Annotated in this window: 15 protein-coding genes; 10 read left to right on the forward strand and 5 right to left on the reverse strand. The window is 40.0% G+C overall.

All coding sequences use genetic code 11. The features are described from left to right. Window positions 1–56: 56 nt before the first annotated feature. Together H561_RS0108390 and H561_RS0108395 are read left to right on the forward strand one after the other, a co-directional pair. Entirely contained in the window at window positions 57–1,502 is a 1,446-nt protein-coding gene (locus tag H561_RS0108390; protein WP_027386591.1) for an aminoacyl-histidine dipeptidase, read from the forward strand. A 131-nt stretch (window positions 1,503–1,633) separates the two neighbouring features. Next, window positions 1,634–2,215, forward strand: coding sequence for an LOG family protein (locus tag H561_RS0108395; RefSeq protein ID WP_027386592.1), 582 nt, complete (start codon window positions 1,634–1,636; stop codon window positions 2,213–2,215). A gap of 85 nt (window positions 2,216–2,300) precedes the next feature. Here the strand turns inward: H561_RS0108395 and H561_RS0108400 are convergent, their stop codons facing one another. Together H561_RS0108400 and H561_RS0108405 are read right to left on the reverse strand one after the other, a co-directional pair. Continuing rightward, window positions 2,301–2,630, reverse strand: a complete 330-nt coding sequence (locus H561_RS0108400; protein ID WP_027386593.1) for a 2Fe-2S iron-sulfur cluster-binding family protein — start codon at window positions 2,628–2,630, stop codon at window positions 2,301–2,303. A 65-nt stretch (window positions 2,631–2,695) separates the two neighbouring features. Then, window positions 2,696–3,751: an NAD(P)/FAD-dependent oxidoreductase gene (locus H561_RS0108405; protein ID WP_027386594.1), complete on the reverse strand. Its 1,056-nt coding sequence runs from the start codon at window positions 3,749–3,751 to the stop codon at window positions 2,696–2,698. 156 nt (window positions 3,752–3,907) lie between these two features. On the opposite strand from H561_RS0108405, the gene H561_RS0108410 reads away from it, so the two are divergent. Then, window positions 3,908–4,678 (forward strand): DUF3108 domain-containing protein, encoded by a 771-nt coding sequence (locus H561_RS0108410; protein WP_027386595.1) that lies wholly within the window; start codon window positions 3,908–3,910, stop codon window positions 4,676–4,678. A 132-nt stretch (window positions 4,679–4,810) separates the two neighbouring features. On the opposite strand, the gene pheS is transcribed toward H561_RS0108410, so the two are convergent. Both pheS and H561_RS0108420 read right to left on the reverse strand, forming a co-directional pair. Continuing rightward, window positions 4,811–5,821, reverse strand: a complete 1,011-nt coding sequence (pheS, locus tag H561_RS0108415; RefSeq protein ID WP_027386596.1) for a phenylalanine--tRNA ligase subunit alpha — start codon at window positions 5,819–5,821, stop codon at window positions 4,811–4,813. 124 nt (window positions 5,822–5,945) lie between these two features. Beyond that, window positions 5,946–6,605, reverse strand: coding sequence for a YceI family protein (locus H561_RS0108420; RefSeq protein WP_027386597.1), 660 nt, complete (start codon window positions 6,603–6,605; stop codon window positions 5,946–5,948). Window positions 6,606–6,690: 85 nt separating this feature from the next. Here H561_RS0108420 and H561_RS0108425 point away from each other — a divergent pair, with 85 nt between their 5' ends. Beyond that, complete coding sequence (locus H561_RS0108425; protein WP_027386598.1) at window positions 6,691–7,626, forward strand: sulfate/molybdate ABC transporter ATP-binding protein; 936 nt, start codon at window positions 6,691–6,693, stop codon at window positions 7,624–7,626. A gap of 373 nt (window positions 7,627–7,999) precedes the next feature. Here H561_RS0108425 and H561_RS0108430 read toward each other — a convergent pair whose 3' ends face one another. Beyond that, window positions 8,000–8,344, reverse strand: a complete 345-nt coding sequence (locus H561_RS0108430; RefSeq protein WP_027386599.1) for a zinc ribbon domain-containing protein YjdM — start codon at window positions 8,342–8,344, stop codon at window positions 8,000–8,002. Window positions 8,345–8,525: 181 nt separating this feature from the next. Between H561_RS0108430 and H561_RS0108435 the strand changes: the two genes are divergently transcribed. From H561_RS0108435 to H561_RS0108465, 6 genes are all read left to right on the forward strand, one after another. After that, complete coding sequence (locus tag H561_RS0108435; protein WP_027386600.1) at window positions 8,526–9,731, forward strand: RsmB/NOP family class I SAM-dependent RNA methyltransferase; 1,206 nt, start codon at window positions 8,526–8,528, stop codon at window positions 9,729–9,731. A 133-nt stretch (window positions 9,732–9,864) separates the two neighbouring features. Continuing rightward, window positions 9,865–11,502 carry a GLPGLI family protein gene (locus H561_RS0108440; RefSeq protein ID WP_316929422.1) on the forward strand — a complete coding sequence of 546 codons (1,638 nt, stop codon included), beginning with the start codon at window positions 9,865–9,867 and terminating at the stop codon, window positions 11,500–11,502. 316 nt (window positions 11,503–11,818) lie between these two features. Further along, window positions 11,819–13,498 (forward strand): asparagine synthase B, encoded by a 1,680-nt coding sequence (asnB, locus tag H561_RS0108445; protein ID WP_027386602.1) that lies wholly within the window; start codon window positions 11,819–11,821, stop codon window positions 13,496–13,498. A gap of 208 nt (window positions 13,499–13,706) precedes the next feature. After that, window positions 13,707–14,519 (forward strand): hypothetical protein, encoded by an 813-nt coding sequence (locus H561_RS0108450; protein ID WP_027386603.1) that lies wholly within the window; start codon window positions 13,707–13,709, stop codon window positions 14,517–14,519. A 141-nt stretch (window positions 14,520–14,660) separates the two neighbouring features. Further along, a complete protein-coding gene (locus tag H561_RS0108460; RefSeq protein ID WP_034761785.1) occupies window positions 14,661–16,070 on the forward strand; it encodes an MFS transporter in 1,410 nt (469 codons plus the stop codon). A 574-nt stretch (window positions 16,071–16,644) separates the two neighbouring features. Further along, entirely contained in the window at window positions 16,645–17,547 is a 903-nt protein-coding gene (locus H561_RS0108465) for a pirin family protein (protein ID WP_027386605.1), read from the forward strand. Window positions 17,548–17,550 lie beyond the last annotated feature (3 nt).

Below are 17,550 nucleotides of genomic sequence, written 5' to 3' on the forward strand. Positions count from 1 at the left end.
GCTTCCAGTTTATGGGAGCATTTTTAATTTCGTAATTTTGATAAAAATAAAATTTCATGGAACTATCCACTATTGAACCACAGATCATCTGGAAAAATTTTTCCAGGCTGAATGCGGTTCCGAGACCCTCAAAAAAAGAAGAAAAAGTAATTGCCTTCATCAAAGAATTCGGTGAAAATTTAGGACTGGAAACTACCATTGATGAAGTAGGGAACATCATCATCAAAAAACCGGCCACCGCAGGCATGGAAAACCGCAAATCCGTTGTATTGCAGTCCCATCTGGACATGGTTTGCCAGAAAAACAATGATGTCAATTTTGATTTTGAAACGGAAGGAATCAAAATGGAAATAGACGGCGACTGGGTAAAAGCAAAAGGCACCACTTTGGGAGCCGACAACGGTTTGGGAGTGGCTACGATCATGTCAATTCTGGAAAGCCATGATATTCCTCACCCTGATCTGGAAGCCCTTTTCACGATCGATGAAGAGACCGGAATGACCGGTGCCTTGGGGTTGAAGCCGGGACAGTTAACCGGACAGATTCTTTTGAATCTTGATACCGAAGAAGACGATGAGATCGATATTGGCTGTGCAGGAGGAATTGATGTTACGATTACCCAAACCTATGAAAAAGAGGATGCTAAAGGACAGATTATAAGATTTGAAGTGAAAGGTCTTCAGGGAGGCCACTCGGGAATGGATATCCACAAAGGTTTCGGAAATGCCAATGTGATCCTGGGAAGATTACTTTACAAGGCTTTGGAAAAAGAAAATATCCAGTTGATTTCTATTGACGGCGGCGGACTGAGAAATGCAATTCCGAGAGAAGGGATAGCGATAGCTTCCGTAAGAAATGCCAGTGAATTTATAGAAGAAATAACGGACGGGCTGAAAAAAGATATCTTAGAAGAATTTGCGACCGTAGAGCCTAATCTTCAGATTAATATAGAGAATTTCACATCTTCTGAGAAAGCAATTTCTGAAGCAGATTCAAAGAAAATTATTTTAACGCTGAAATCTCTTCACAACGGCGTTTACAGAATGAGCCCGGATGTAAAAGATCTGGTGGAATCATCAAATAACGTAGCACGGGTTGAATTAAAAGAGGGAAGCCTGAAAATTTTAAACCTTTCAAGGTCTTCCGTAGATTCCTCAAAAGATTCTGTGGCAGAGCAGTTGAAATCGGTAGCAGAATTAGCCGGAATGAATACGGAATTCAACGGTTCTTATCCAGGCTGGAAACCAAAGCCGGGTTCTGAGATCGTTCAGCTGATGGAAAAAATTTATACCGAAAAATTTACAGAAAAACCTCATGTAGTAGCGTGCCACGCCGGTCTGGAATGCGGAATTATCGGAGCCAATTATCCTGAAATGGAAATGGTAAGTTTCGGGCCGACCATCCGTGGTGCCCACTCTCCTGATGAGAAAGCCAATATTTCTTCTACCCAGAAATTCTGGAGCTTTACGAAAGAAATCTTAGCGAATATTCCTTTAAAATAAGAATATAAAGTCGTTATATTGAATATCCAAAGTCGTTTTGATTTTGGATATTCTTTTTAATTAAACCATTAAGGATTAAGAATATTAAGCTTAATATCTTTATGATTCAAAAATAGATTAGATTTAAAATTATGAAAAGTATCACTGTATTCTGCGGATCAAGTTTCGGATCTGATGAAATATATAAAGAGCAGGCAGCTTTACTTGGCCGGACCTTGGCAAAACAAAATATTCAATTGATTTATGGCGGCGCCAACGTCGGCCTGATGGGCACTGTGGCTGACGGAACCTTAAACGAAGGCGGAAAAGTGGTTGGAGTCCTTCCTCACTTTTTGCAATCCAAAGAAATTGCCCACAACCAACTGACAGAACTGATTCTGGTGGAAACTATGCATGAAAGAAAAACCAGAATGAATGATCTGTGCGACGGCGTGATGGTTCTTCCCGGCGGCTATGGAACACTGGAAGAGTTTTTCGAAATGATTACCTGGGCACAGCTCGGACTTCATCAAAAACCAATCGGCATTTTGAATATTGACGGATTTTATGATGACCTGATTAAGCTGGTACAGACCATGGTGGATAAAGGGTTTTTGAAACAGATCAATCGGGATATGCTGCTGATCAGTGACAGCATTGATGAACTGTTGGAAATGATGAGAAATTATCAGGCTCCGACAGTTGGGAAGTGGATTTCGAAGGAGGAAGTTTAAAAAAAAATTCTTAATTTAAAATGGAAATAGAAACTCCCGAAGAAAAATCTTCGGGAGTTTTTTAATATCGTTTAAATAAGAATTTCTAAGGATAAGGAGCTATTTCCACTTCAAGACCTTCCATTTCCGTAGCGATATGCAGCTGGCATCCCAGCCTGCTGTTTTCCTGTACATGGAAAGCTTCCCCCAGCATCGCGTCTTCTTCATCCCCCATCGGCTCAAGTCCCGGATCATTGATCACATAGACCTGACATGAAGCGCACATCGCCATTCCTCCGCACACTCCGATCGTCCCTTCTTCTGCCAATTCATACGAACGGATGATTTCCATTAAATTCATGGACATATCCGTTGGGGCAACAACATCGTGAGTGACTCCTTCCCTATCGGTGATTTTTATATTTATATCGTTCATTCCTGCTGATGGTTTATTGTTGATGGCAGAGCCTGTTAGCTAAGGCACCGTAATCGGCAACAAATTTAATCAATTTTTTTCACAACGGCTTTCTCCGCTTCCTTTCTGCTTCCGTCAAATCCGTCTACCCCGCTTACCGTTGTATATTTCAATACGAATTTTTTACCCGGGTTTAATCGGTTATACACACTCTGACACATCAAAGTAGCCTCATGGAACCCGCAGAGAATCAGTTTCAGTTTTCCCGGATAGGTATTGATATCCCCGATGGCATAGATTCCGTCAATATTGGTCTGGTAATCCAGCGCGTTATTGACAACAATTGCATTCTTTTCAATATTCAGTCCCCATTGAGCAATTTCGCCCAGTTTCGGAGTCAGACCGAATAGAGGAATGAAATAATCCGTTTCAATATCAAAAGCTTCCTGCCCGTCAATATTTATCGTAATGGCTTCTACTTTTCCGTCTCCTTTAATAGCTGTCACCTCAGCCGGCGTAATCAGTTTTATTTTTCCCTGGTCTTTCAGAGCCTGTACTTTTTCTACGGAATCCAAAGCGCCGCGGAATTCATTTCTTCTGTGGATCAGCGTTACTTCACTGGCTACATTGGAAAGGAAAACACTCCAGTCCAGCGCAGAATCGCCTCCTCCGGCAATTACCACTTTTTTATTCCTGAAATGCTCAGGTTCTTTTACAAAATATTCAAGACCCTTCTCTTCATAGTCTGCAATATTTTCCATGGTTGGTTTTCTAGGCTCAAAAGTTCCCAGGCCGCCGGCAATGGCGATGGCCTTACATCTATGAACCGTTCCTTTGTTGGTGACTACTTCAAACCATTCATCATCTACTTTAGTATAGGAAACGGCCGTTTCGCCAAGGGTAAAGCCCGGCTGAAACTGCTTGATCTGTTCCATCAGATTATCTACCAGTTCACCTGCATTTACAGAAGGATACCCCGGAATATCGAAAATAGGCTTTTTAGGATAAAGCTCAGCCAATTGTCCTCCCGGTTGCGGAAGAGCATCGATGATATGGCACTTCATTTTTAGTAAACCTGCTTCAAATACGGCAAAAAGCCCGGTTGGACCTGCTCCTATGATCAATATATCGGTAGTTATCATAATTATAACATAATTTAATTATACTTGTGGCTGCAAATTTACTAATTTTAATGCGAAGCCTATTTAATTCAGTCTAAATAAAAAACTGAGATTTATCAAACCTTTCGCTTTTTTTCTAATCTAACCATGGGCAACCTTATGATAAAAAATATAATTATGAAGAAATTATTCAATGTATTAACACTCTTAATGTTCTTTCTCGGCTCGGGACAGATCAATACGATCGCAGATGGTGAATCCATCACATTACGGATCCATTATGGGTTTCTGAATGCCGGAACAGCCAATCTGACAGCCAAGAAAACAACATATAGAAGCATACCCCATCTTTATGTTAGAGGAACAGGACAGACTACTGGGGCGGTGAAAGCTTTTTTTAAGGTGGAGGATGTCTATGAAAGTTATATCAATATCAATACGGAACTTCCAAGCTATTATGTAAGAAATGTAAAGGAAGGAAGCTACCGCCAGCATCTGGAAACGGTTTTCAACCATAATAATAATACATTGATTTTAACCGATAAGAAAACTCCGGCAAATGGATCAAAAGTCATCAAGTCCGTAAAAGGAGTTCAGGATATGCTGTCATGTTTTTATTATTTGAGAGGTAAAAGCCCCGCCGAGCTTAAAGTGGGAAATGTGATCAATATGAACGTGTGGATTGATGATGAGATGTTTGCTTTTCAGCTTAAGGTAGCAGGAACCGAAAATCTGAGCACAAAGTTCGGTACCATAAACTGTTTAAAGATTATTCCGTCCGTAAAAAGCGGAAGGGTTTTTAAAGCAAAAGAAGGTGTCGTGATGTGGGTGTCTAATGACCTTAACCATATTCCGATGCTCCTGAAAGCAGAGCTGGCAGTCGGATCCTTAAAAGCCAGTATTGATGATTTTAAAAATGTAAAATACCCTTTAAAATTTATCAAATAAGAGAGGGTGCTAATTTTTTGTTATAAAATATTTGTAGAACATCTATAGATATTTTATAATACAGCCATTAAAACAATTAAAAAATCCTGTAAAATTAATTTACAGGATTTAGAATTTATTTGATGTAATTGTTTATAATGTTTTAAACTGCTCCAATGTTCTGATGTCATTTTCAAAAAACATCCTGATATCGCTCATCTGGTAAAGCAGCATGACAATTCTTTCAATCCCCATCCCAAAAGCATATCCCGAATACTTTTCAGAATCGATATTGACATTTTTCAGAACGGCAGGATCTACCATTCCGCAGCCCATAATCTCCAGCCATCCGGTTCCCTTCGTGATTCTGTAATCGGTTTCAGAGTTTAAGCCCCAGTACACGTCAATTTCAGCACTAGGTTCCGTGAAAGGGAAATAGGAAGGTCTCAATCTGATTTTTGATTTTCCGAAAAGTTCAGTCGTGAAAAACTGAATCGTCTGCTTCAGGTCTGCAAAGCTTACATTTTCATCAATATACAATCCCTCGATCTGATGGAAAATACAGTGTGAACGTGAAGAAACCGCTTCATTCCTGAACACTCTTCCCGGAGATAAAATCCTGATCGGCGGCTGGTTTTCTTCCATGTAACGGATCTGTACCGAAGAAGTATGCGTTCTCAACAAGATATCCGGATTCTGCTCAATGAAGAATGTATCCTGCATGTCCCTTGCCGGGTGGTATTCCGGAAGATTAAGAGCTGTGAAGTTATGCCAATCGTCCTCAATTTCAGGACCGTCTGCCACAGCAAAGCCAATCGATTTGAAAATCTCAATAATTCTGTTTTTCACCAAATTGATCGGATGCCTCGAACCCAGTTCCAAAGGGAAGGCAGGTCGTGTAAGGTCTTCTTTCTCCAGGACAACGGAAGAGGCAGAAGCATTTTTCAGATCTTCCAGCTTTGCATTGACAGCCTGCTTCAGCGTATTGATTTTCTGTCCGAAATCTTTTTTCTGGTCATTAGGAACTTCTTTAAATTTTTCAAAAAAATCATTCAGAATTCCTTTTTTACCACTATACCTGATCCGGAAGTTTTCAATATCTTCTTTAGATGTTGCATGAAAGCCATTTACCTCAATGAGTAATTCTTCTATCTTTTCTATCATGGTTTTACCCTTTCAAAATGTTTTGCAAAAATACAGTTTTTCGATGGAATAACTTTCCTTAAAATGTTAAAAATCTGCCCCACTTACCGGGGCAGACTTCAATTATTTTTTTATTTAAATAAAATTATTTTTTTTCTAAAGCTTTTACGTTGATCTGAAGCGTTATCTCATCTTTAATCACTCCGTTTTCAGCCGGCGCCTTAAATTTCACATCAAATTCTCCTCTGTGAATGTCTTTCGGCTCGGTGGCAATGCTTACCTCCCCTTCTTTAACCGATACATTGGCTTTAAACTGAACCGGTTTTGTAATCCCTTTGATGGTTAAATTACCATCCAGAAGCGTATTGTAATCGCCTTCCGCAGACGGGGATATTTTTGTAATTTCATAAGAAGCAGTGGGAAATTTTTCCACTTCAAAGAAATCGCCGCTCTTTAAATGTCCGTTTAGCTTTGCTGACTGATCAGCATCATTCTTCAAATCTTCGGATGTTAAAGAAGTCATATCCGCAACGAATTTTCCGCTTTCCAGCTTTCCGTCTTTTACGGTTACGTCACCACTCTCAAATTTAATGGTTCCGAAGTGGCTTGTATTTTCAGACCTGAAAATTTTATACCCTTTCCACTCAATCTTGCTGTTCAGGGTATCCACGATAAACGGGTTTCCCTCTTTGGTTGTTGTCACTTCACCGCTTTCGTTAGCCAGGGGTTTTTCCTTTTTACAGGATATCACCGCCGTCACAGCAAAAAGCACCGGAACGAAGAGTGAAAACAGCTTTCTTTTCATAATTTATAAAATTTCAATACTCCCGCTAAGATAATAAAAAAAATGATCGTTTCCTAAAAACGGCACATTTTACTACATTTGTATAATGCTATTAGAAATAAACAATTTATACTTTTCATATTCCCGGGAAAAACCCCTGTTTGAGAACCTGAATCTGGCATTTGAAGAAGGTAAAATACTGGCTCTGGCGGGGGAAAGCGGTTGCGGAAAATCAACTTTGCTAAGTTTGATTTACGGGCTTCTGGACTGGGAGCGCGGTGACATTATTTTTGACGGGCAGAAACGGGCAGGTCCCAAAGGAAATCTGGTTCCCGGAGAGCCAGACATGAAATACGTAGCCCAGAATTTTGACCTGATGCCCTATGCCACTGTGGCTGAAAATGTGGGGAAATTTATTTCTAATATCAATTTAAAAAAGAAAAGAGAGACCGTTTCCGAACTTCTTGAAGTCGTAGGCCTGGAAGAATTTTCACAGGTTCTTCCCAAATACCTGAGCGGCGGCCAGCAGCAGCGGGTGGCTATTGCCAGGGCACTTTCTGTGCTTCCGAAACTCCTGATCCTGGACGAGCCTTTCAGCAACCTGGATTTCCCGAGAAAAATAGAACTGCGTGAAAAATTATTCCGGTATGTAAAGCAGCATCAAATTTCTTTAATCATCTCCACCCATGAACTTCAGGATATCATTCCGTGGCTGGACCGGATTATTGTCCTGCAGAACGGAAGACTGATCCAGAACGATAATCCTGAAGAAACCTTCAGGAATCCTTACAATCCTTACGTAGCCAGGCTTTTCGGGGAAGTGAATATTTTCAGCGAAAGCGAAATGAAAGAATGGGAGCTTCCCAAATTCTCTTATTACCCGAAAGAGATACATATTACCGAAAACGGTTTTAAGGCTGAAATTTCAGAAAGCAGGTTTGCAGGAGATCATTACTGGAATAAAGTAAAAATGGAAAATAAAGAACTGATTGTCTATACGGACGAAAAGCTGTCCGGAACTGTTAAGGTTTCATTTAATTAGCTTGCTTTGAAACTATAGTTATAAACTTTCTTACCAGAGCCCGGATTGTCTTACAGGCCAACGATGCGCTTTTTTTCAGCCTATTGAATATAACTGCAAGATTTTCTTATACTTATTGGGATTTTTTCATAAAAAAACACAAATATAAGAACCAGTCTAAAAAACTTTTTCTTACATTTGTATTTCCACAGCATAAGGAAACTTTTGGTTAATTCTCTTTCTGCCCCCTGAAACAAAAATTAGCAGTTCTGCAATCTAGTTTCTTGAAAGATTACCCTGTCCAATCTTTTCCTTTTTTTTATGTCATGTAGCGAAAAAAATTTTCAGCCCATTATTTAAAGGTATGAATTGAAAGCCAATCGGAATTCTCGTATTATGCTTTCTTTACAAATTCAGATTTCAGAGCCATAGCACCGAAACCGTCGATCTTACAGTCAATATTATGATCACTGTCCGGTCTTAGACGGATGTTTTTAACTTTTGTGCCTGCTTTTACCGGTTTGGGAGCGCCTTTTACGGGAAGATCTTTAATAATTACCACAGAATCCCCGTCCTGAAGCTCATTCCCGTTAGAATCTAAAATTTTTCCTGAATCTGATGGTTCAGCCGTAACCTCTTCCGGATTCCATTCGTAAAAGCACTGGGAACATACCATCATATTATCGCTCGGGTACGTAAATTCTGAGCTGCATTTCGGACAAAGTACAGTATCACTCATATTTTTAATTTTTTGCAAAGGTAATATTTTAAAATTGAGCAAGAAAGCCTGAAGACGGATGATAGGCGTTGAATGAACATAACAAGTAATAATGCCTTATATTAAACTCAGAAACACTCAACTTAAAATTATCAACTTAAATTCGTACTTTTGCAGATTCAAAATAGCAGAACCCAATTTTATGGAACTTATTCACAGAAACTTAGCCATCGGAATCCACGATGCTTTGCAGGAAACCTTCTTCGAAAAAAATAAATACGCTGATAAAGTAATTGAACGACTTTTAAAAGCCCACAGAAAATGGGGAAGCCAGGACAGAGCCGTTGTGTCTGAGATTTTTTATAATATCATCCGCTGGAAAAAACGCCTGGAATATTATATGGGTGAAGGCGTGAAGCCGAATAATATCTACAAGCTCATTATGGCCTATCTGCTTTGGAGCAAAACAAATTACAAGAAATTTGAGGAATTTGACGGGATAAAAATCGCTGATATCCTTACAAAGCTTAAGAAAAATACCGTTCCTACAAAGGCTATTGAACACTCGATCCCTGAATGGCTGGCAGAAACCTTAGAGAAGGAATTAGGTCCCAAATGGGAAAAAGAAATGCATGCTTTAAATGAGCGGGCCCCAACCGTCTTGAGAGCCAACTCATTAAGAACTACACCGAAAGAGTTGGTTTCAGATCTATCTGATGAAAATATAGTTTCCTATCCTGTAAAAAATTATCCCGATGCGGTTCAGCTGGAGGAAAAAAAGAATGTATTTCTTACGACTGCTTTTAAAGAAGGGTTGTTTGAAGTTCAGGATGCCTCTTCACAGAAGATCGGATATTTCCTGGATGTAAAAGAAGGACAACGGGTTATTGATGCCTGTGCCGGTGCCGGCGGAAAAACCCTTCACTTGGCCGCTTTAATGAAAAACAAAGGCCAGATCATCGCTCTTGATATTTTTGAATGGAAGCTGGCAGAACTAAGGCGACGCGCGAAAAGAGCCGGGGCCCACAATATTGAAACCCGGATGATTTCTGATAATAAAGTGATCAAGAGGCTTCATGATAAAGCAGACCGGTTACTGATTGACGCCCCGTGTTCAGGATTGGGTGTCCTGAAAAGAAACCCGGACAGCAAATGGAAAATCGACCAGGATTTTATTGACAGGATTAAGAAAGAACAGCAGCAGATTATCCAGGATTATTCTAAAATGCTTAAAGTAGGCGGAAAAATGGTTTATGCCACATGTTCCATTCTTCCTTCCGAAAATAATGAGCAGGTAGAAGAATTCATCAAAAACAATCCCAATTTCAAAATGGTCAAAGACGAAAAAGTAATGCCGAGCGAAGGCTATGACGGATTCTATATGGCCCTGATTGAAAGAATTTCATAAAATAGAACATTTTAAGATATATCAAAAACTACTCTGTTTCCGGGGTAGTTTTTTATTGATACATTATCAGCAAAATATATCTTTGCAGAAATAATCATTATTCATTATGCATCAAAGAATTATATTCACGTTATTGATTTTTTTATCCTTTCATTGTTTTGCACAGACCTATGAAGTTCAGTACATCAGTTCATACAACGGAAAAATACTGAATGACCAGCCTCCTGTTTTGGTCTGGGCCAATGAAAAAGAGAATTTCATATTAAATAACAATATAGGATCCCAGAAAGCAGATTTTCCGTTTGAAATAACGAAAGTTGAAAAGCCATCCAACACCATAATTTCCTATGCATTTTTAAAAAATAATGAAATTATTTCAACCTCTGATGCAGAATCTGTTGGAAAACAAATCTTTGAGCTCACCAACGAAACAAAAAAGATCTTAGGGTACAGCTGCAAAAAAGCCGTTACCAAAATCAATTCAAATACGATTGAAGTCTGGTATACCAACGACCTGAAAATCCAGGGCGGGCCTTCAGGCATCGGGCAGAATCTGGGGTTTGTCCTGGAAATTGAAAGGAATAAAAATTCACTTACGACAGCGAACTCTATTAAAAAAGTGAAGAAAACAGACATTGACCGTATTATTAAAGGGCCGGTTACCTTTACTGATCCGTTAGGATACAGGGATCTTTTGTGGAAAAGCAGGTTTACCACGCTGAAAGTTTTTGAAAACGAAACCATTAACTTCTCAGAAGATTCAAAATCTGATCCCAATGTCAAAAGATTTGCCAACGGAACCGTTATCCTGAAAAAAATAAAGTTTCCTAAAATTTCTGAAGGCGAAAATATTTTTGCTGAATTAAAACAGCAGTCTAACGGTGATGCCTACGACAGAACCGGAACGGTTTTCTTTATTCCACAGGAACAATCGCAATCATTTTTTGACGGATTAGAAAAAGGCGTAAAGACACTACCCGTATATGAAAACGGGAACGGAAAACAGTATTACGGAGTAACCGCAACGGAAAACTACCATCCTCCCGTTGAAATGATGCGGTTTTTCACGGCATTCGGGATTAATAAATTCAACCATATCCAATTAAAAGATAAAAACTGGCAGACGGTAAGCCCGTACCGGCAGGACATCACTGACCTGAAGCCTTCCCTAAGCGAGAAAGAACTGTGGATCGGCACATTCATCGGCAACTATGATAAAGGCGGCCATACAGTAAGTCTGGAAATCACGATCCACAAAAGTGATCAGACGGTGTATAAAAACAATACGGCAATCCCTCTGTTCAATACCTTAAATATTATGGAAATGGCCGGCCAGGACTATTCTACCATGTTCGATAAGGATAATGGGCTGTGGGTAGAATTTATCTTAAAGAAAGACCTGAAAAACGCACAGCTTAAATACATGACAACCGGCCACGGCGGCTGGGAAAACGGTGACGAATTTATTCCTAAAACCAATTCTATTTTCCTGGACGGCAAAATGACGTTCTCTTTTGTGCCATGGAGAACAGACTGCGGGTCTTACCGCCTGTACAACCCTGCCTCCGGTAATTTCCAGGACGGGTTGTCATCTTCTGATCTAAGCCGGTCCAACTGGTGCCCTGGAACCGTCACAAATCCGGACTTTATTCCGCTTGGAGATTTAAAAGCCGGTAAACATACAATTCAGGTCAAGATTCCGCAAGGTCCTACAGAGGGAACAAGCTTCAGTGCATGGAATGTTTCAGGCGTATTGCTGGGCACTGAATAAAACAAAACCTTCTCGCAAAATGAATGGCGAGAAGGTAAAAACACAAATGATGAAAAAAAATTATTTCGAGCCACAAATTAAAGATAAAAATTCCTAAAATTAGTTAACATACATTATTAATTATCTCGTTTTTATTCCGTATATATAAAATTACTCTGTCTGGAGTGAAAAAATTTAACTAAAACCCTGCTTATCAATGTAAATAATTTAAATTATACTATTAAATATTTAAATTAGTTAAAAATTTAAACTTATTTAAAATTTTTATTGTTTATTTTAAACCACAAACATAATTTTGTTTAAAATAATTAATAAAATGTGTGGAATTGTATGCTTGTTTGACGCCAAACAAAAAACCGAAACGCTAAGACCTCAGGTCCTGGAAATGTCTAAGAAGATCCGCCACAGAGGACCGGACTGGAGCGGTGTATTTCAGGATGACCATGTTATCTTCTCTCATGAAAGACTGGCCATTGTAGATCCTACTTCAGGAAAACAGCCGTTATTTTCCAAGGACGGGAAAATAGTCCTTGCTGTTAACGGAGAAATTTATAACCACAGGGAACTGAAAGAAGAATTTCCTGATTATGAATTCCAGACCCAGTCTGACTGTGAAGTTATCCTCCCCCTTTACCTGAAATACGGAAAGAATTTTATCGAAAAGCTGAACGGTATTTTTGCATTCTCTTTATATGATACTGAAAATAACGTCTACCTTATTGCCCGCGACCATATGGGAATCTGTCCGCTTTACCAGGGCTGGGACAGGAGCGGAAACTATTATGTAGCCTCTGAGCTCAAGGCACTGGAAGGCGTCTGCAAAACCATTGAAACTTTTTTGCCCGGACACTTTATTTATAGTGAAGACGGGACCAGCCTTCAGCAGTGGTATAAAAGAGACTGGGAAAGTTTTGACACTGTCAAAGACAATGAAACTGATATTACAAAAATCAGAAAAGGCCTTGAAGACGCAGTCCACAGACAGCTGATGAGCGATGTTCCTTACGGAGTTCTGCTTTCCGGAGGATTGGATTCTTCTGTTATTTCTGCCATCACGGCAAAATTTGCAAGGCAGAGAGTAGAAAGCGGTGACACGCAGGAAGCCTGGTATCCAAGATTACACAGTTTTGCAGTCGGCCTCGTCGGTTCACCGGATCTGGCAGCTGCCCAAAAAGCGGCGGAATATATCGGCTCGGTTCACCATGAAGTTAACTTCACAGTTCAGGAAGGCCTGGATGCTGTCCGTGATGTCATTTATCACCTGGAAACCTATGATGTAACAACGGTAAGGGCCTCCACGCCTATGTATCTTCTGGCAAGAGTCATTAAATCCATGGGAATTAAAATGGTCCTTTCGGGAGAAGGCGCTGATGAGCTGTTCGGCGGTTATCTGTATTTCCATAAGGCTCCCGATGCAAAAGAATTTCATGACGAAACGGTAAGAAAACTAGGAAAGCTCCACCTCTACGACTGCCTGAGAGCCAATAAAGCCCTGATGAGCTGGGGAATCGAAGGCCGTGTCCCTTTTTTAGATAAAGAATTTATGGATATTGCGATGACCCTTAACCCGAAAGATAAAATGATCAGTAAGGCGGAAGGTAAAATAGAGAAATGGGTCCTGAGAAAAGCTTTTGAAGATCTTCTTCCTGAGTCTATTGTCTGGAGACAGAAAGAGCAGTTTTCAGACGGTGTCGGCTACTCGTGGATCGATACGCTGAAAGAAGTCGCTGAAAAAGAAGTAACCGACGAAATGATGGCCAGTGCAAAGTTTAGGTTTCCTTTAAACACGCCCCAAAACAAAGAAGAATACCGTTACAGGACTATATTTGAAGAACACTTCCCTAGCGAAACCGCTGCGGCAACCGTACCTTCGGTACCTTCAGTAGCCTGCTCAACACCGATTGCCCTGGAATGGGACGAAGCGTTCAAAAATATGAACGACCCGAGCGGAAGAGCCGTAAAAGTACATGAGACCTCCTACAGTGAAGAGGAATGAATAAAAAATAATGTGGTTTAAATTAAATATTATTTAAACTTATTTAAGCATCACAACGCGCTCTGCAACAATAAATTTGTCAATCCTGTAGTGATACAGGATTTTCTTTTGAATTAACGTTAATAATATTGTCAGAATTTAACCGTTAATCAAAAATAATATCTAATAAATAATTATATTTGGAAAACGAAAATATCAATTAAAAAAAATGAGAAGAAACATTACTATCTTATTTGCTTTATTATCCATGACTTTTGCTTTCGGACAGGGGAAATTCAGCAAATACCTTAGCTCCAAAAAACTTGCAATGGTGTATAAAAGTGTGAAGGATGCTGAGAAAGACGATTTTTATCAGCAGTACTACTGGCTGGTAAAAGCTGAGCAGCTGAAAACCTATCCTCACCTGAAAGATATCAAACCGAAGGTTTTATATGAATTTGTAAAAAAAGTAAACCCACAGAACCCGACTAAAAAACTGGATGCAAGAGGAAAAGAGCTGAGAGAGACTGCAGAGCTGTCCTTAAACCAGTATTTTAAAAATAAAAACCTGGATAACAATTCTGTATTAATGTACAACCTTGAGACCTATGTTGATCCGTTAAAAGGTGAATATTACACTAAGGTTGACCCTGAGAAGATTAAGGAACTGGTTCCGAAAGAATTGTTCGCTTTCAATTCATTAAACAGAAATACGGGAGAAGACAAAACCTATTATCTGTGGATCAATAAGGCAAAAGATGACTTTAATATTGTAGACATCATCCCTGAAGAGAAAGAAAACAAGGCATTTTACGCAAGGCTGAAACAGTATCTTCCGGGCTTTAAGTTTTCAAAATATGTACCTTCCGTAAAAAAAGGCACGAAAACGGACAGAACGGATGCAGACTATTACTACATCATGCCGTTTGAGCAGAATACGGATAACATCGAATATAAAACGAAAGATTTTAAAGAATTCGAGCTGAGCCAGTATAGAAAAGCCGGTGACGAATGGAAAGGTGTTGAAAAACCGAGAAAATAAATGAAAGTCCTGTGAAAACTCACAGGACTTTTGTTTTTAAAGACCTTCTACGATTTAAGGAATAAATATTGCTTTTGAAGAACGGTTAACTTTCCCTGAACTTAAATAAATCCGGAGCGCTGAGCCTCCGGTAAAAATCATATGTCAGAAATAGCTTCACAACCACAACCTGATCCGATAAAAAAAATACTGCCGCTGATTCTTGCCACTGCTATTTTCATGCAGATGCTCGATTCTACAATCCTGAACACTTCACTGCCGTCTATTGCAAGAGACCTCAATGAGTCACCGCTCAATATGCAGAATGCCATTATCAGTTATGTATTGACACTGGCTGTTTTTATGCCGGCAAGCGGGTTTCTGGCAGACCGGTTCGGAACAAAAAAAATTTTTATGTTCTCCCTGATCCTTTTCGGTTTGGGATCATTGTTTTGTGCGCTGTCTCAAAATCTTACCCAGCTGGTGATTTCCCGGGTCATTCAGGGTGTCGGAGGAAGCCTGATGACACCGGTCGGAAAATTAGCCTTAATTAAAACCTTTGATAAGAATGAGCTTCTGAAAGCTATGAATTTCGCCATTATCCCTGCGCTGATCGGACCTGTCTTAGGGCCGCTGGTCGGAGGTTATATGGTAGACTACCTTTCATGGCACTGGATTTTCCTGATCAATATCCCGATTGGCATCCTCGGGATCGTCTTAAGCTTTAAATTCATGCCGAATTACAGATCTGCCGGTGCAGAATTTGACCTGAAGGGATTTTTAATTTTCGCGGCGGCCTCTCTCCTGCTTTCCATTGCTCTGGAACTCTTCGGGAATATACAGAATATCACGCCGGTTCTGGTAGTGTTCATTCTTGGGTTTCTGTTCCTGTATTATTATTACAAACATGCCAAGAGGGATGACAGTCCTATATTTCCGTTAAATTTATTTCAGGTGAGGACTTTCAGGGTAGGAATTGTCGGAAACCTCGCCACGAGATTAGGAATCAGTTCCGTGCCGTTACTGTTACCGCTGATGATCCAGATTGCCTATAAACAGTCGGCGGTTACTTCCGGCTGGATTATTGCGCCGATGGCCCTCACCGCCATGTTCGGAAAATCTTATGTGATCAGGATTTTAGATGCATTCGGTTACCGCCAGACCTTAATGGTCAATACTTTTATTATTGGGACACTCATCTGTCTTTTAGCTATTCCGGATATCCATACTTCCCTGTATTGGTTCATCCCGGTCATTGCAGTTTTAGGATTCTTCAACTCTATCCAGTTCACTTCAATGAATACCATTTCCATTGCCGATCTCCGGAATTTCCAGACCAGCAGCGGCAACTCACTGATTTCGGTAAACCAGCAGCTTGCCATCGGATTCGGGATTGCATTCGGGCTTATTGTTTTAAAAATATTTGAAAACACAGACCTCGTTAAAGGCGAAATCCACAATGCTTTCCGGTATACATTCTTAACGGTAGGGATCCTTACCATCATTTCCGGGTTTGTATTCCGCAGGCTCCACATTTCAGACGGGAAAAACATGAAGTCGAAAGAAAAATAAGAAACCACAAACTGTGGAACCGTTTTTAAGAACTCAAATTTGCCATGATAATGAGAAGTGAAATTTGACGCAAACCCACATCCAAATTATTTAAGGAGCTGTTTCGCGCTTTCACTACTCGCTTTTTTACGCCTTCCTGTTTCCATTCCGGTAAAAAGAGCTCAGACAGGCCGTTCAATCACGGCTAGGTTTAAGGACAGGTGACTTCGTCTACGCTCAGCCACCGTACAACATTTTGCCATTTATTCAATATATCCGTATCGATAAGCCTCATGTTTAATAGAATTCCAGATGTAACTTTTATACTACTTACTACTGGTTATTCTAAAAAATTCAAATAATAATACTCAAACAACTCGCCGCTCCTAAATCGCAGCTCATACTTAGATCGCTTATTATCACAGATCAATGTACTGAATAATAAACTCAATTATATTTACAACATAATATAAATTAGGATGATCTGCAGGAAAATTTATTAAGATTTAATCTAAAATGGTCTTATTCTTTTTCTTATTTTTATATTCTTGCGAATACCTATTACTTTAGTTTAAATAAATAAAACCCTTATTATATGTCAAATATCGGACTCATCATTGAAGAAAAATCAGCAGATATCGGAAACTTTTTAGTAGGAAGGCTGCTGCCGTTCCGTGAAAAAAGAGCCGTCGGTCCCTTTGTATTTATCGATCACATGGGACCTGCGGAACTTAAGGATTACCAGAACCTTGATGTTCCGCCGCATCCGCATATCGGACTTTCCACGCTGACGTATCTTCTGGAAGGATCCATTTTTCACAGAGACAGCATCGGAAGTGCCATCGAAATCCAGCTCGGCGCCGTTAACTGGATGACAGCCGGCAAAGGGGTAGTCCATTCCGAAAGAACACCTGAATATTTAAGGCATTCTGATAAAAAGCTTCACGGATTCCAGATCTGGGTAGGCCTTCCTAAATACCTTGAACAATGTGAACCTTCCTTCCATCATACCGAATCTGCCGACATTCCGGTTTGGGAAGAAAATGGGATACAATATAAATTAATCGCAGGGGAAGCATTCGGGAGAAAATCTCCGGTTCCTGTTCACAGCAAACTGTTTTTTATTGAAATCAAAACCAAAGAGGCCGCAAAAATCAGCATCGGAAAAGACCTGTATGGTGAAGCGGCCATGTATGTGCTGGACGGAACGGTGGCCACCGATGGAAATTCTTACGGCTCCAAACAGCTGATGATTGCCAAAAATACTCAATTGTGTGAATTCGATATGAGCGAAAACGGCACGGTTTACCTTTTCGGAGGAGAGCCTTTTGATGAAGAGCGTTTTATATTCTGGAATTTTGTAAATTCAGACAGAGAAATGATCGAACAGGCAAAAGTAAACTGGAATGATCAGAATCACGAAGCTTTTCCGCTGGTTCCCGGTGATGACCAGGAATATGTGCCGCTTCCGAAAGCCATCCTGAACCGTAAGCCTTAAATT

The sequence above is a fragment of the Chryseobacterium gregarium DSM 19109 genome (genome assembly GCF_000430845.1).
Classification (GTDB): domain Bacteria; phylum Bacteroidota; class Bacteroidia; order Flavobacteriales; family Weeksellaceae; genus Chryseobacterium; species Chryseobacterium gregarium.